Here is a 15,500-nt window from a genome sequence, read left to right as displayed (position 1 = left end):
TAATGGCGCATAAAACATGGGGGGGACGGTTTAAGAAAGAACTCGATCCTAGAGTAATGCAATTTAATGCTTCTTTGGCTTTTGATAAGGTACTCTATGCCCATGATATAGTGGGGAGTCAAGCGCATGCAAAAATGCTTGCTCGCCAAGGGCTTATTTCTGAACCTGAAGCAGATTTGATCTGTAAGGGATTGGAAGAAATAAGCCATGAAATCGAAAATGGTGTTCATGAGTTTGAAGCGTCTTGTGAAGATATTCATATGTTTGTAGAACAATTGCTGATTGCTAAAATTGGCGAGGTTGGAAAAAAACTGCATACTGGACGTAGCCGTAATGATCAAGTTGCACTGGATTTACGATTGTATTCTCGTAATGCTGGTGTGCAGATTAATAGCCTTTTACAAAATTTAAATCAGACTCTGGAAGAGCTCGCCAGACTTCATGCAGATGATAAAATTCCAGGTTATACGCATTTGCAGCAAGCCCAACCTATTTATTTAGGGCAATTTTTTGCTGCTTATTTAGCAATGTTTCAACGTGATCTAGAGCGTTTGCATGATTGGCAGACGCGAATGAACCGCTCTCCTTTAGGTGCCGGAGCTTTAGCTGGAAGCGCTTTGCCCTTGGACCGAATGTGGGTTGCAGAAACTCTGGGTTTTAATGGGGTGATTGAGAATACATTAGACGCAGTAAGTGATCGAGATTTTATCATTGAATTTTGTGCTGCAGCTTCAATCATTATGATGCATTTGTCTCGTTTAGCTGAGGATTTAATTCTTTGGGCTACACAGGAGTTTGGTTTTATCACTCTTGATGATTCTTTTGCAACTGGCTCATCGTTGATGCCTAACAAGAAAAATCCGGATGTCTTGGAGTTAATTAGAGGTAAAAGTGGTCGTGTTTTCGGGCATTTAATGGGGATCTTAACGGTAATGAAAGGGTTGCCTCTTGCGTACAACAAAGACATGCAAGAAGACAAAGAATGCTTGTTTGATACAGTAAATACATTGGCTGTTTGTTTGGAAATCATTACTCCTTTTCTGGAAAGCGTACAATTCAATACCAAGTTGATGGAACAAAAAGCCAAAAGCGGTTATTTGAATGCTACTGCGATATTGGAATCTTTGGTATTACAAGGAGTACCTTTTAGGGATGCGCATCATCAGGTAGGTTTGTGGGTTCAGGCCGCAATTGATAAGAATTGTTCGCTTGAAGAAATTATTAATAACAAAAGTTTGTAGCACGTAATTTGATTGATCCTGGGTATAGTGTATCCATTATTTTTCCTATCTCCCCAGGGGGATAAGGTGTCCTTCAGGGAATACCCTCGTCCCAACTTCGCTCCCACGTGTGGGAGCGAAGCTTTTCATAATGAATACGCTGTCTGTTATGGTTACGATATTCTTGCAGAACACTATTTTTAAAGTAGAATGACATGTACACCATATTATTCTATTGAGTTTGTTATTCATGTTGCATTACAAAACCCAAGGGGGCGTTGAAGTTGAGTGTTCTCAAATTACCTTGGACTATCAACAAGGTATCGAGAATCTTCTTGAACATTTAGATTCACAAAGAGGGGCTTTATTTGCTTCAAGCTTTGAATATCCTGGACGTTATACCTGCTGGGATATAGGTTTTTATAACCCTCCTTTGGCTTTTGTTTGCAGGCAGAATTTAATTCAAATTGATGCTTTAAACCAACGCGGAAAAATCCTCTTAACGTTCATTATTCCGTTATTGGAACATGAAAAATTTTTAGAGGTCGTGTCGCAAAGTGATGCATTGCTGCAAATCAAAATCAAAGCTTCTAGTGAAGTCTTTAGCGAAGAGGAGCGTAGCCATCAGCCTTCTGTATTTACTGTAATCCGTCTGATCCTAGCCTTTTTTAAACTGGAAGATGAGTTTTATTTGGGTTTATATGGGGCTTTTGGTTTTGATTTGATTTTTCAATTTGAGGATTTACCAAAACATAAAAAAAGAGAACTATCCCAACGAGACATGGTTCTTTATTTACCTGATGAAATTTATGTGGTGAACCATCGCAAAGAAGAAGCATTTCTTAGGCGTTATGATTTTCAATTTCAAGGTCAATCAACAAAATCATTTAAGAGAGAAGGGGTATATGCGGCATACCAATCGTCCAATAAACCTGAAAAAGTATGTGATCATCTACCCGGAGAATATGCGCAGGTTGTAAATAAAGCTAAGGAACGTTTTGCTTGTGGTGACTTGTTCGAAGTCGTTCCGAGTCAGACTTTTTACACCCATTACGAGAACCAGCCCTCGGCTTTATTCAAACAAATGCGTCAATTAAATCCCTCACCCTATGGTTTTTTTATTAATTTAGGTGATAGCGAATATTTGGTTGGTGCCTCTCCAGAAATGTATGTACGGGTCCAAGGAAAAAGAGTAGAAACTTGCCCAATCTCTGGGACGATTAAACGCGGTGTCGATGCGATTGAAGATGCGGAGAACATTCAGATTTTATTGGACTCAAAAAAAGAAGAATCTGAATTAACCATGTGTACTGATGTGGATAGAAATGATAAGTCGCGTATTTGTGAAGCAGGATCGGTAAATGTCATAGGTCGCAGACAAATTGAAATGTATTCGCGAGTGATTCATACCGTAGATCATGTGGAAGGCACTTTAAGAGAAAACTTTGATGCTGTGGATGCATTTTTAACTCATATGTGGGTTGTTACTGTCACTGGTGCTCCTAAAATTTGGGCCCTTAATTTTATTGAAGAACATGAAAAATCACCTCGCAAATGGTATGCCGGTGCCGTAGGTTGGTTTGGTTTTGATGGAAATTTAAATACAGGCCTGGTTTTAAGAACTGTGCGCATTGAAAAAGGAGTTGCTGAAATTCGAGTAGGAGCTACTTTGCTTTACGATTCAGTTCCAGAGTCTGAAGAACAAGAAACACGCTTAAAAGCATCTGCTTTTTTAGATATGTTGCAAAAGCGTGAAATTAATGCCCTGCACAAGACAATACCTTTGCCATTAACAGGGAAAGGCAGGCATGTATTACTTATCGATCACCAGGATTCTTTTGTGCATACTTTGGCAAATTATCTCCGTCAAACCGGGGCGGAAGTAAGCACAGTTCGTTTTGATAAGGCCTTGCAGTATTTACAAAATCAAAAATATGATCTTGTTGTTTTATCTCCAGGACCAGGAAAACCCAGTGATTTCAATTTATCCAAAACAATTTCAACCGTTATTTCGCTTGGTATTCCTTTGTTTGGAGTTTGTTTGGGCTTGCAAGGAATTGTTGAGCATTTTGGTGGCGTTTTAGATATTCTAAAATACCCCATGCACGGTAAACCATCAATCATCAAAGTGATAGATAATCCAGAGTTGTTTTCTGGCTTGGGAGCTAGTTTTAAAGCCGGGAGATATCACTCTCTTTATGCACGGTTTAAAGCGATGCCACAAGAACTAAAGATTACTGCAATGAGTGATGACGGTGTTGTGATGGCTATTGCGCATCAGCAATTACCTATCCAGGCAGTTCAATTTCATCCTGAAACCATACTGTCTTTAGCGAACCAAGCAGGACAAAAAATTATTAACAATTTGATGGGGATGATTTAAAACAATGCGCAATAAGATATTGATGCTTTATGCTGTATCTTTTGTTTTGGGTATTGTAGTTGGTCTTGTAGGGTCAACATTTCGATTGTCAATCGATGTGCTTGGTAACCTTTTGCATAACTTTTTTCAATTCCTTAGTCTCCATGGATGGCCTGGTGGTTTGATTTCAGGATTGGTCTCTATGATTATGGTTTATGCGGCCTATTTTGCGGTAAAGCATTATGCTCCTCAAGCATCAGGCAGTGGTGTCCCCGAAATTGAGGGTACTTTACTTCATTTAAAAACCATAGTTTGGCATCGCTTGTTACCCGTAAAATTTTTTTTTGGAATTGTAGCACTTTCTGCACAGATGATTTTGGGTCGAGAGGGGCCCACAATTCACATTGGCGGTAGTTTGGGGGAAATGCTTGGAAGTTTATTTAACCTAACCCGACGTCGAAAAGACAGTTTGATTGCTTCAGGAGCTGCTGCCGGCTTAGCTGTTGCATTTAATGCTCCTTTAGCAGGAGTCATTTTTGTAATGGAAGAAATGCGTAATCAGTTTAATTATTCTTTTACCAGTTTCAGTATGGTAGTTATTTGCTGCATTACCGCCACAGTAATTCTAGATTTAATCATTGGTCCTCAACCAACGATTCCAATGAATGTATTTGAGTTTCCTCATCTTGATTCTTTATGGTTATTTGCTCTGTTTGGCATTGTGGTAGGGTTTGTAGGGCTTTTATTTAATCTCTCTTTAATAAAAACTCTAACGCTACTGGATAAACTCACTTCAAGACAAAAATCATATTATGTCCTAATCGTAGGGTTTTTGATTGGTTATTTAGCAGTATACCATCCAGCTGCTGTTGGTGGGGGAATGCATATTATTCATCAGGCGTTAACTATGTCACCTGGATTTGGCCTGTTATGTTTTCTTTTGGTAGTCCGATTTATAGGAACGATGGCCTGCTATGGAACTTCTGTTCCAGGAGGAATCTTTGCTCCTATCCTTGCTATTGGAACACTTCTTGGGTTGGCTATATTCCATATTTTAGAAATGTTACATATTGATTTTTTAACGCAGCCTGGCATGTTTGCAGTTGCCGGAATGGCCGCACTTTTTGCTTCATCTACACGTTCTCCAATAACAGGAGCAGTATTGGTAGTAGAAATGACACATAATTATTATTTAATTTTTCCAGTCATGATGGCTTGCATTACCGCAACTATTGTGCTGCAGCTTACTCCGAATGAACCGATCTATGAACAATTATTAAATCGTGCTCTTCGTTTGGACGCTAAGAAGCTAAGTAGATAATAACTCAATTTACTGCGAGAGGGGGGAGGTTATTCATTAGATTACCCTCATCCGCCCTAACGCGTTCCTTCTCCCCTTTTGGGAAGAGGTGAGTTTTGCCTAACTTAAAAGCAGGGTGACTGCACTTTGCTTGGCCTGCACTGTTGCAATATATCAGCTCAAAAAATTAATCTACATGCACAACAATTTTGCCGAAATGAGCACCTGATTGCATATGTTGGTGTGCTGCTTCAATTTGTTCCAGTTTAAACTCCGAATCAATGATGGGGGTTAATTTTTTTGCCCTGAGGTCCTCCATCCAATGTTTATGCACCTCGTCCCACAATTTGTTTTTTTCTTCAAGAGATTGGGAGCGAAGTACAAAGCCAATAATTTGCAATCTTTTACGCATAATCAGCGCGAGATTGCATTCAACACTACTTCCTTTGAGGCATGCGATCTGGATGAGTTTGCTTTTAGGTTTCAATAAGTGCAGATGCTTATTAAAATAATCACCACCTACAAAATCAACGATTAAATCAACACTATGATCTTCAATTAAGTCTTCAAAATCTTGCTTACGGTAATTGATGACTTGATCTGCACCGAGTTTGCGTGCTTTTTCCATCTTATCATCGCTTCCTACCGTAGTGATCACGTGTGCATTACTTAATTTTGCCATTTGAATTGCCAATGAAGAGATACCACTTCCTGCACCATGAATCAGTAAGGTTTGTCCTGATCTAAGTTTTCCTAGATCAAACAAAGTGGCATAAACGGTTGTTAAGGATTCAGGAAGTGCTGCGGCAAGCGTATAATTCCAAGAGTCAGGAATGTTCTGAGCTAGTGAGGCTTCAACAGGGCAATATTCAGCATATGCACCACTACCGACTAATCCATAAACCTTATCTCCAGGTTTAAATTGAGTTACATTCGCACCGACCTCAATTATATCGCCAGCGACTTCCAAACCAAGAACTTCAGACTCTCCTGCGGGTGGTGGATATTTACCATACCGTTGCATTATATCTGCTCGATTGAGAGCCGTTGCTCTAACATGCACTAAAATTTGCGACTTACTGCATTCAGGCTTAGGGCCGTTTTCAATGATCAATCGATTGTGGGGGCCTGGATTTTCTATGTGTACGTAGCGCAAAATATTTTCCTTGATTAACGATTAATTGTAACCTGGATGCTTCGCAGCGGAACCCAGGAGTTTCATTAACGAGCATGCCTAGATTTCGCCAAGCTATTTTACTACTTTACTTAAACATCCATACCTATATAATGCTTATACAGTCCCTCTTATATATTGGGCAATGGCTAAATTCAATCACCAACGTCTTTCTGCTTGGCTTTTTATAGTTCCACAACTTGTTGTTACCCTGATGTTTTTTATCTGGCCTGCATGTAATGCATTGTTGCAATCTTTTTTTTATACGGATGCTTTTGGCCTTCATAAAAAATTTGCAGGATTTTCCAACTTTGTGGATCTTTTTTTAGATCCGAGTTACAGCAAGGCAATAGCGGTAACTTTTATTATCGCTTTTAGTGTAACCTTTTTCACGATGAGTTTAGGGCTCTTTATGGCCATATTAGTGAATAATAGAGGTAGGACGCAAGGAGTTTATAAATCTTTATTAATTTGGCCTTATGCAGTGGCGCCTGCAGTAGCCGCCATTTTATGGCGTTTTTTATGCCATCCTACTTTAGGATGGATGACCCATATTTTGCAGTCATTAGGGATTAATTTTGATTATGTGAATAACGTAAATCAGGCATTTGCTGTGGTTATTCTTACTGCCAGTTGGCAGCAATTCAGTTATAATTTTTTATTTTATCTCGCTGCACTTAAAGCGGTTCCCTCGTCTTTAATCGATGCAGCAATTATCGATGGTGCTTCTGCATGGCAACGTTTTTGGCAGATTATTTTTCCAATTTTATCACCAACTACTTTTTTCCTGCTCATTATGAATTTGATGTATGGGTTTTTCGATACTTTTGGCATTATTCAAGTCATGACGCATGGTGGTCCTGGTAATAGTACGACTAATTTAATTTATAAAGTATATCAGGATGGGTTTGAAGGAATGGATTTGGGAAATTCATCAGCCCAATCGGTATTACTAATGTTTCTTGTCATCATTGTTTCTTTAGTGCAATTTAAATACCTCGAAAAAAAGGTTCATTACGCATGAAATCATATGTAGCTCGTATTTTATCACATGGATTTTTATGTTTTTTTGTTATTTTGATGTTGCTGCCTGTTTATTTGGCATTTGTTGCTGCCAGTAACGAAGGCAGCGTCATGATGCAATCTCATATCCCTATAGTTCCAGGCTCTTTATTATTTAAAAATTTAAAGGCAGTGATGACCGACGGTCTAGCTGTTACAGGCGGGGAGCCTATTACCTCAATGCTGTTGAACAGTTTTTTTATGGCCATGGCTATTGCCTTGGGAAAGATTATTTTTGCCTTAGGCTCGGCATTTGCTTTGGTTTATTTTGATTTTCCTTTTAAAAAATTATGTTTTGCCATGATCTTTACAACCATGATGTTGCCCATAGAAGTAAGGATAGTGCCTACATTTCAGGTGGTTGCCTCTTTTGGATTGTTAAACTCATTTACTGGATTAACATTACCTCTATTTGTGTCTGCAACAGGAACTTTTTTGTTTCGTCAATTTTTCAAAACCATACCGCCTGAACTTGTTGATGCGGCAAAATTGGATGGAGCAGGGGCTATACGTTTCTTTTTTGATATTGTTTTACCTTTATCCAAAACGCAGATTGCATCGTTATTCGTTATCTTATTTGTGTACGGTTGGAATCAATATCTCTGGCCATTGGTGATTACCACAGAAACAAAAATGGCTACTGTAGTTATGGGGATTCGATATTTAGCTGGAGTGGCCGATCAAATACCACAATGGCATTATATTATGGCTGTTGCATTGATTGCTTTGATTCCACCTTGTATGGTGGTGATGTTAATGCAGCGCTGGTTTGAAAAAGGGTTAAAATAAGCATGGCAACAGTCAGTCTCATTGAAGTTTCGAAAAATGTTGGTCCAACAACGATTCTGAATAACATAAACGTTAGCATTAAAAAAGGCGAGTTTATGGTGATTGTTGGTCCTTCAGGATGTGGAAAAACTACATTATTACGTTTAATTGCCGGTCTGGATGATATAAGTTCTGGGTCTATTTTAATTAATAATCAATGTGTTAATGAAATACCTGCAGCAAAAAGAGATATGGCTATGGTTTTTCAAAACTATGCTCTTTATCCTCATATGACTGTATTTGAAAATATGGCTTATGGATTAAAAATGAGGCGATTTAAAAAAGAAGAAATTAAGCAACGAGTACATGAGGCAGCGCAATTATTGCAGTTAACTCCATATTTAGAACGAAAACCTCAGGCACTTTCTGGAGGACAAAAGCAACGAGTTTCTATGGGAAGGGCTATGGTGCGTTCTCCGGCTGTTTTCTTATTTGATGAACCTTTATCGAATCTTGATGCAAAATTACGTACAGAAATGCGCCATGAAATTCGTCGCTTACATCAACAACTAAATACTACCAGTTTATATGTGACACATGATCAAACGGAAGCAATGACGATGGCAGAACGTGTTATGGTACTTAATCAAGGTCTTGTTGAACAGATAGGTACCCCCCAGGAACTGTATCAAAAACCAGCTACTTTATTCGTGGCAGGATTTACAGGACAATATCCTATGAACTTAATATCCGGTATCTATGATAAATCCAGCCACACTGTGCATACAGATTATGGAGTTCATTATCCTGTTCCAAAGTTGGCGCAAGACCTTGATGATAAGGATGAATTGGTTTTGGCGATTCGAGCGGAGCATGTTTTGCTTTGCTCTGAAAATAATCCGCAAACCATCCCAATCGATGTTGAGTTTGTAGATGATATGGGAGCAGACAAGCTTATACGCGCCAAATGCATCAAAAACGGTCGATCTATTAATCTGCGCATTACCGGGGATAAACCCATTGCAAGTGGACAACTCAGGGTAGAGCTACCTACAATTAAATTACATCTTTTTCATAGTAATTCCGGAAAACGTATTGGAGAATGGAGTGAGTAAAGAAAAAAATAAACTAAAGCCAATTGATGCTCCAATTTATCGCTATTGGTCTGCATTATATATGTCTTTCTATTCACGACTTCTTTATATAGATGTTGGGAAGCGTTGGAAGGGACTCGGTATTTTTTATTTCTTATTTGCTATTGCCATATTCTCCATCCCATTTGCTTTACGAATAAGCTTCAGTCTCGATCAATCGTTTAAAGAACAAATTACCGATCCTTTATCAAAAATTCCTGTTTTTTATATACAAAATGGAGAAGTGTCTCTTAACAAGCCTATGCCATATTTCGTCAAGAACGATAAAGGGCAAGTGGTTGTGATTATTGATACTGCAGACAAAATCAATGATTTTACTGCCAATTACCCTTATCTTGCGATTTTGATTAATAAAAATAAAATTTCTTTGAAAGTACCAAGCCTGACAGTGTTTAATATGCCCCAACCAAAGCAAAGTGAAGGCGCACCTATAGTGCAATTCTTTGATAAAGGAACAAATGGGGTGTTTGATGGTAAAAAGTATGCGGAAAGCAGTTCAATCCAGAATTTGAAATATTTCTCGGAACTCTTGATTTATCCCATGGTTGTAGCAATGTTTTTTTCCATGTTTTTGGTTATTTTCCTTGTTTTAGGATTTCTAGGGCAAGTATTTTCGAGCGTATTCTTTTCTTTTAATGTAACATTTGCCCAATCATGCCGACTTTTGGCTGTTGCAGCAACCCCTATGTTATTCCTCTTATTCATTTTGTTAATTATTAATTTTCTTTTTCCAGGTTCAGGCTTCATTTTATCTGCATTACTTGTCATATATTACAGTTTTTCACTGCACTCACTTCGCGCAGAAAGTAGAAAAGTTGCTCGTTTATAAGATGAAATAGTTTGTTAAACCAATTTTGCATCAATGCAAAATTGGTTTCGAATATATCAATTAGAATGTTTATATGGGGTATAGACAATTGGTAACATTATGAAAGAGTTGATTCATTTTGCTCACGGAAATGGCTTTCCCGCTTTATGCTATAAGCAGATGCTAAATCATCTCGAGAAAGAATTTGATTATTGTTACATTGACAGGATTGGTCATGACCCGTTATTCCCAGTTGGAGAAAACTGGCGTAATCTGATATCAGAAGTAATACACAGTATTAAAAAGCAGGCCAATCGTCCTGTTATTGCAGTTGGGCACTCTTTAGGTGGTGTCTTAAGCCTATTGGCGGCGATTGAACAACCAGAATTATTTAAAGCAGTAATTATGCTGGATTCACCTTTAATTGGCCCTTTTAAATCAAGTATGGTTCGTTTAGCAAAAGCCCTTGGTATTATTGATCGAATTACACCGGCATTGAGAACCCGAGGCCGTCGGATGTATTGGAAAGATCATGATCAATTAATGGATTATTTAAAGACTCGAGATTTATTTAAGACCTTTACGGATGCGTGTTTAAATGATTACATTACCTATGGCTTAGAGTTTAAAGATGATGGTTATTATTTGCGCTTTGACAGGCATATTGAATATCAAATTTATCGAACCATTCCACATGTTATTCCAAATTATGAAGGTAAGTTATTAATTCCATCTGCATTAATTTATGGTGACAAAAGTACTGTGGTTGGTAAAATGGATGTGCGCTACATGAAAAAATATTTCAATGTAACAAGTATTAAAACCAATGGGACCCATTTATTTCCCATGGAACACCCGGATGTTGTCGCAAAACAGATTATAAAAATTGTGTCTGGCTTAAACTGAAATAGTACTAGGGGTCAGAAGACCCGCAATAATTAAGGAGAATAATGTGCTACACGCTATTTTAACGCTCATGATCATTGGAGCTGCAGGGATATTGCTAACCAGGCAGGCCGCAATTTCAGTATGGGCTATTAGCTTTGCTCTATTTAGTGCTCTTGTGTTTGCCTATGGTACTCCGGGATTACTGACTCAAATAATACTTGTTTTGTTTGAGTTGATTTTAATTGCTGGTGCAATAAAGCCTTTAAGACGAATGTTATTATCCAAATATTTTTTTAAAACGGTGAGTAAGGCCATGCCTGCCATGTCTGCAACAGAGCGAGAAGCTCTGGAAGCAGGTACCGTAAGTTGGGAAGGTGACTTATTCAGCGGCGCTCCCGATTTTTCCATACTAAGGAATGCCCCCACTGTTCGTTTGACGGATGAGGAACAAGCTTTTCTTGACGGCCCCGTAAATACTTTATGCTCCATGATCGATGATTGGGATGTCACTCACAATCTTACTGATTTGCCTCAAGATGTCTGGCAATTTATCAAAGAAAATCGATTTTTAGGTATGATTATTCCGAAGCGTTATGGTGGTCTTGAGTTCTCTGCTACTGCACAAATGTCGATTTTAGTGAAAATCTACGGTCGTTCAATCACAGCGGCTACAACCATTTCTGTACCTAATTCACTAGGCCCAGGCGAGCTATTGCTCAAGTATGGAACAGAAGAGCAAAAAAATTATTATTTACCACGATTGGCTGATGGACGTGAAATTCCATGTTTTGCTTTGACTGGACCTAACGCGGGCTCTGATGCAGCATCAATCCCAGATAAAGGTATAGTATGTCATCAAGAAGTAAATGGTGAAAAAGTATTAGGTATCCTGTTAAATTGGGATAAGCGTTATATTACTTTATGTCCTGCAGCGACAGTAATAGGGTTAGCATTCAGACTATTTGACCCAGATAATTTATTAGGTAAGGGTGAAGATGTAGGAATTAGTTGTGCGTTGATACCTGCAAATACCCCAGGTGTTAAAAAAGGTCGTCGACATTTTCCCTTAAATACCGGATTTTTGAATGGTCCAACTCAAGGAAAAGATGTATTTATTCCTATGGACTATCTCATCGGTGGCGTGGCTATGGCCGGCTGCGGTTGGCGCATGCTAATGGAATGTTTGAGCGCTGGTAGAGCAATATCTTTACCTTCGAGTGCGAACGGGGGAGCACAAGCGGCTGCTCTGGCATCTGGAGCTTATGCACGCATTCGCAAACAATTTAATCAGCCAATTGGTAAGTTTGAAGGAATTGAGGAACCTTTGGCCAGAATTGCAGCGAATACTTATATTATCGATGCTGCTTTAACAATGGCTGCTGCCGCCATTGATAATGGAGCCAAGCCTTCTGTAGTGGGTGCCATATTAAAATACCACACAACTGAACGTGCAAGACAAGTCTCATGTGATTCCATGGATATTCATGGCGGAAAGGGTATTTGTCTTGGTCCCAACAATTATTTAGGTAGAGGTTATCAAGGATCTCCTATCGCAATTACCGTTGAAGGGGCGAATATACTAACTCGAAGTTTAATTATTTTTGGTCAGGGAGCAATTCGCTGCCATCCCTATGTATTTAAAGAACTTGAAAGTATTAGACATAATGATCTGGTTGAATTTGATAGCGCATTCTTTGCTCATGCCGGATTTATTCTTGCCAACTTTACCAAATCAGTCATCTTTGCATGGACTGACGCACATCTGTCCAAAGCACCAGTGAGTAGTGTGAAGCGTTATTACCAACTCGTACATAAATACAGCGCTAATTTAGCATTTCTAGCTGATTTTTCAATGACCGTTCTAGGTGGTGACTTAAAGCGTAAAGAGAAATTATCTTCGCGTCTTGGGGATATGCTGAGTTCATTATATTTGGTTTCAGCGGTCTTAAAACGTTTTCATGAAGACGGTGAGCCCAAAGCAGATTTACCTTTGGTTGAGTGGAGTTGTCAACAACTATTGTACGAGTGTGAGACAGCAATGCACGGTGTTATTGTGAATTTTCCAGCCCGTTGGGCGCGAATCGCTTTACGCTTGATTATCAAACCACTAGGTAATCGAAGAAACAAACCAAACGACCAATTAGGTCATAAATTAGCTAGAATTCTAATTGAACCTGGAGAGACTCGTACGCGTGTAACTCGTCTGGTTTATAGTAAGTCTGGAGAGACCTGTCCTTTAGGTCGAATGGAGGAAGCGTTCCATAAAATTTGTGCTGCCGAGGAGTTAGAAAGAAAAGTAATGCGAGCAGTCAAAGATAATGTTTTAAAATCGCTTACCTTGCTTGAACAAATCAACGAAGCGTTAGCTTGTGGATTGTTAACTGAGATAGAGGCCAAACAATTGAAAGAAGCAGAGTTGGCGCGACAGGATGTAATTAAGGTAGATGATTTCAGTGATGAGGAGCTGCGTCGACCTCAAGTAATAAAATCTGTCAAAGGCAAAAAAATTCTAGTTAACAAAGATGATGTTGAGTCAGAGATGATTTAACACTGCGATTGCAGCGAAGAAAATGTAAGATATTTCGCTGAATTCATGACTATTGCAATCTGGGGCCATTGATGGCCCCTTTTTTATACAACATTAACATGTCACAAGCGTCATACTCTTTATTTTAATTGGTAAACATTAGACTATACTTACATATGGCTATCTATTCATAGCAATATGATTCTCTGCAAGTAAAACTCCTATATGTATTACGGATAATATAACAGTATGGAGGTTAGCATGAAACACACCTCAGTTAAGGACAATATCACGGTGGCCAGGCTAGCGGGTTATTTCATGTTACTAATATCCACAGTTACTTTTGCAGATTCTACTAATCAAGTCGCTCGATTAAGTTATATTAATGGAACTGTGAGTTTTGTGCCTGCAGGGGAAACTGAATGGGTTGATATAACCCTTAATAGACCTTTAATCACTAATGATCAAATATGGTCGGATACAGGCGCACTTGTTGAAATGCAATTGCCTGGAGCTGCTGTACGTATGGGTAGTCAAACGAATTTAAAAATTTTGAATCTGGATGAAAAAACAGAACAATTTCAGATCACACAAGGCACAGTTGTTTTAAGCATCAGACGCATCAATGCAAACCAAACCTATGAGGTTGATACACCGAATTTTGCTTTTGTTATTACAGAACCTGGTTACTATCTTTTTGATGTGACAACTGAAGATGATATGACCACAGTAAGTGTGAGAATGGGACAGGGTGTAGCGTATGGAGAAAATGCTTATAAAACGGTCACTGTTGGTGACTCATGCAGTGCAACAGGAACTAATTTAGAAAACTATAATTGCACTACTCTTCAAGAGGCCGATGATTTTGAGCGTTGGAGTTTGGAGCGTGATAAAATTTTAGGAACAGTCTCAACTCAATATATTTCTCCAGATACTATAGGATATGAAGACCTCGGTAACTACGGATCTTGGACTGAAGATAAGCAATACGGTCCCGTTTGGTATCCTAATAATGTAGGACAAGATTGGGCTCCTTATCAAGAGGGACAGTGGATATGGTTAAGTTCCTGGGGATGGACTTGGGTGGATAATCAACCTTGGGGATTTGCTCCATTTCACTATGGTCGTTGGGCTTTTATTGAGAATCGATGGTGCTGGGTTCCAGGACCAATAGGTGCTCATCCTATTTATGCACCTGCATTGACCGTATTTATTGGTGGTAATGATCCACAATTTATGCTTGATGGTGGATATGGCATTGGTTGGTTTCCTTTAGCCCCAGGAGAACCCTATATTCCACCTTATTATGTTAGCCAAAACTATTTTAATGCGATCAATCTGAGTAACACAGTGATCAATGTTACTTACATCAATAATATTTATAAACATCAAAATATTAAAATTAATTACAAAAATGCACAGATTGCCAACGCAGTTACCGTTATACCAACTAAAGATTTTATTGATTCAAGGAGGGTAAATAATCTTCGTTCACGTGTTTCTAATCAATTAATTTTTAATGCAAAAAAATTAAATGTTGCACCTCTAGTCCCACAACCTAATAGTATATTCGGAGGCAAGGGGTTGAGTAAGGCAATTCCTCCGTCTGGAGTAATATCAAGACCAACTATAGTGAAAACACAACCTTCTTCAGCGCCACCTCCATTCTCAAAAATACGGCATCTTCTATTGAACAATGCAGGTAAACCTCTAAATCCGACACAACTTCAGAATATAAAGGCCGGAAAAAATTTCCAAGCTATTCAATCTCCTGCACCTGGTAAGCCGGCTATTATTAAGCAATCACCTCCTATAATGGTTCATCCAGTACCTGGAACTTACCAAACTCCAGGTGGGCAGCCAGAACTAAATGTGCAACCAGGCTCAAATCAACCTGGCACAATACTTTATCATGGCCAAAAAGTGCATCCCTATCCAAATGTGCAACCGGGACCTAATATTCAGCCTAGTCCAACTCTTCATCCTGGCCAAAAAGGACGCCCGTATCCAAATGTACAACCAGGTCCCAATATACAACCTGGCACAATACTTCATCATGGTCAAAAAGTTCATCCGTATCCTAATGTTCAGCCAAGTCCTAATGTACAACCGAGTCCAAATGTACAACCGAGTCCAAATGTACAACCGAGTCCAAATGTACAACCGAGTCCAAATGTACAACCGAGTCTAAAAGTACAACCGAGTCTAAAAGTACAACCGAGTCTAAAAGTACAACC

At 38.9% G+C, this 15,500-nt stretch carries 11 protein-coding genes; 10 read left to right on the top strand and 1 reads right to left on the bottom strand.

Translation table 11 applies throughout. The features are described from left to right. The first annotated feature begins 2 nt into the window (after window positions 1-2). The 3 genes from argH to clcA all read left to right on the top strand — a co-directional run bounded on the left by argH (window position 3) and on the right by clcA (window position 4,903). Window positions 3-1,241, top strand: coding sequence for an argininosuccinate lyase (gene argH, locus BW930_RS00155; protein WP_058468011.1), 1,239 nt, complete (start codon window positions 3-5; stop codon window positions 1,239-1,241). A gap of 229 nt (window positions 1,242-1,470) precedes the next feature. Further along, window positions 1,471-3,603 carry an anthranilate synthase component I gene (locus BW930_RS00150; protein WP_058468012.1) on the top strand — a complete coding sequence of 711 codons (2,133 nt, stop codon included), beginning with the start codon at window positions 1,471-1,473 and terminating at the stop codon, window positions 3,601-3,603. A gap of 4 nt (window positions 3,604-3,607) precedes the next feature. After that, the gene (clcA, locus tag BW930_RS00145) at window positions 3,608-4,903 is read left to right on the top strand and encodes a H(+)/Cl(-) exchange transporter ClcA (protein ID WP_058468013.1); all 1,296 of its coding nucleotides are present in this window, start codon (window positions 3,608-3,610) and stop codon (window positions 4,901-4,903) included. Between the two features lie 166 nt (window positions 4,904-5,069). On the opposite strand, the gene BW930_RS00140 is transcribed toward clcA, so the two are convergent. Then, entirely contained in the window at window positions 5,070-6,038 is a 969-nt protein-coding gene (locus BW930_RS00140) for an NAD(P)H-quinone oxidoreductase (RefSeq protein ID WP_058468014.1), read from the bottom strand. Between the two features lie 163 nt (window positions 6,039-6,201). Between BW930_RS00140 and BW930_RS00135 the strand changes: the two genes are divergently transcribed. The 7 genes from BW930_RS00135 to BW930_RS00105 all read left to right on the top strand — a co-directional run. After that, complete coding sequence (locus tag BW930_RS00135; protein WP_058468015.1) at window positions 6,202-7,080, top strand: ABC transporter permease subunit; 879 nt, start codon at window positions 6,202-6,204, stop codon at window positions 7,078-7,080. Next, a complete protein-coding gene (gene ugpE / locus BW930_RS00130; protein WP_058468016.1) occupies window positions 7,077-7,907 on the top strand; it encodes a sn-glycerol-3-phosphate ABC transporter permease UgpE in 831 nt (276 codons plus the stop codon). The genes BW930_RS00135 and ugpE overlap by 4 nt, the downstream gene beginning before the upstream one ends. Before the next feature lie 2 nt (window positions 7,908-7,909). Beyond that, window positions 7,910-9,001, top strand: coding sequence for an ABC transporter ATP-binding protein (locus tag BW930_RS00125; protein ID WP_058468017.1), 1,092 nt, complete (start codon window positions 7,910-7,912; stop codon window positions 8,999-9,001). Next, window positions 8,994-9,869, top strand: coding sequence for a DUF1189 family protein (locus tag BW930_RS00120; RefSeq protein ID WP_058468018.1), 876 nt, complete (start codon window positions 8,994-8,996; stop codon window positions 9,867-9,869). The genes BW930_RS00125 and BW930_RS00120 overlap by 8 nt, the downstream gene beginning before the upstream one ends. A 99-nt stretch (window positions 9,870-9,968) precedes the next feature. Then, window positions 9,969-10,754: an alpha/beta fold hydrolase gene (locus BW930_RS00115; protein WP_058468019.1), complete on the top strand. Its 786-nt coding sequence runs from the start codon at window positions 9,969-9,971 to the stop codon at window positions 10,752-10,754. A 70-nt stretch (window positions 10,755-10,824) separates the two neighbouring features. Continuing rightward, window positions 10,825-13,284 (top strand): acyl-CoA dehydrogenase, encoded by a 2,460-nt coding sequence (locus tag BW930_RS00110; RefSeq protein WP_409365709.1) that lies wholly within the window; start codon window positions 10,825-10,827, stop codon window positions 13,282-13,284. Between the two features lie 240 nt (window positions 13,285-13,524). Then, a partial coding sequence (locus tag BW930_RS00105) for a DUF6600 domain-containing protein (RefSeq protein ID WP_076547441.1) occupies window positions 13,525-15,500 on the top strand: 1,976 nt, incomplete at its 3' end.

The sequence above is a fragment of the Fluoribacter gormanii genome (assembly GCF_900156395.1).
Lineage (GTDB): Bacteria > Pseudomonadota > Gammaproteobacteria > Legionellales > Legionellaceae > Legionella > Legionella gormanii.
The sequence above is the reverse complement of the archived record's forward strand: the minus strand, read 5'-3'. Positions and strand labels throughout refer to the sequence as shown.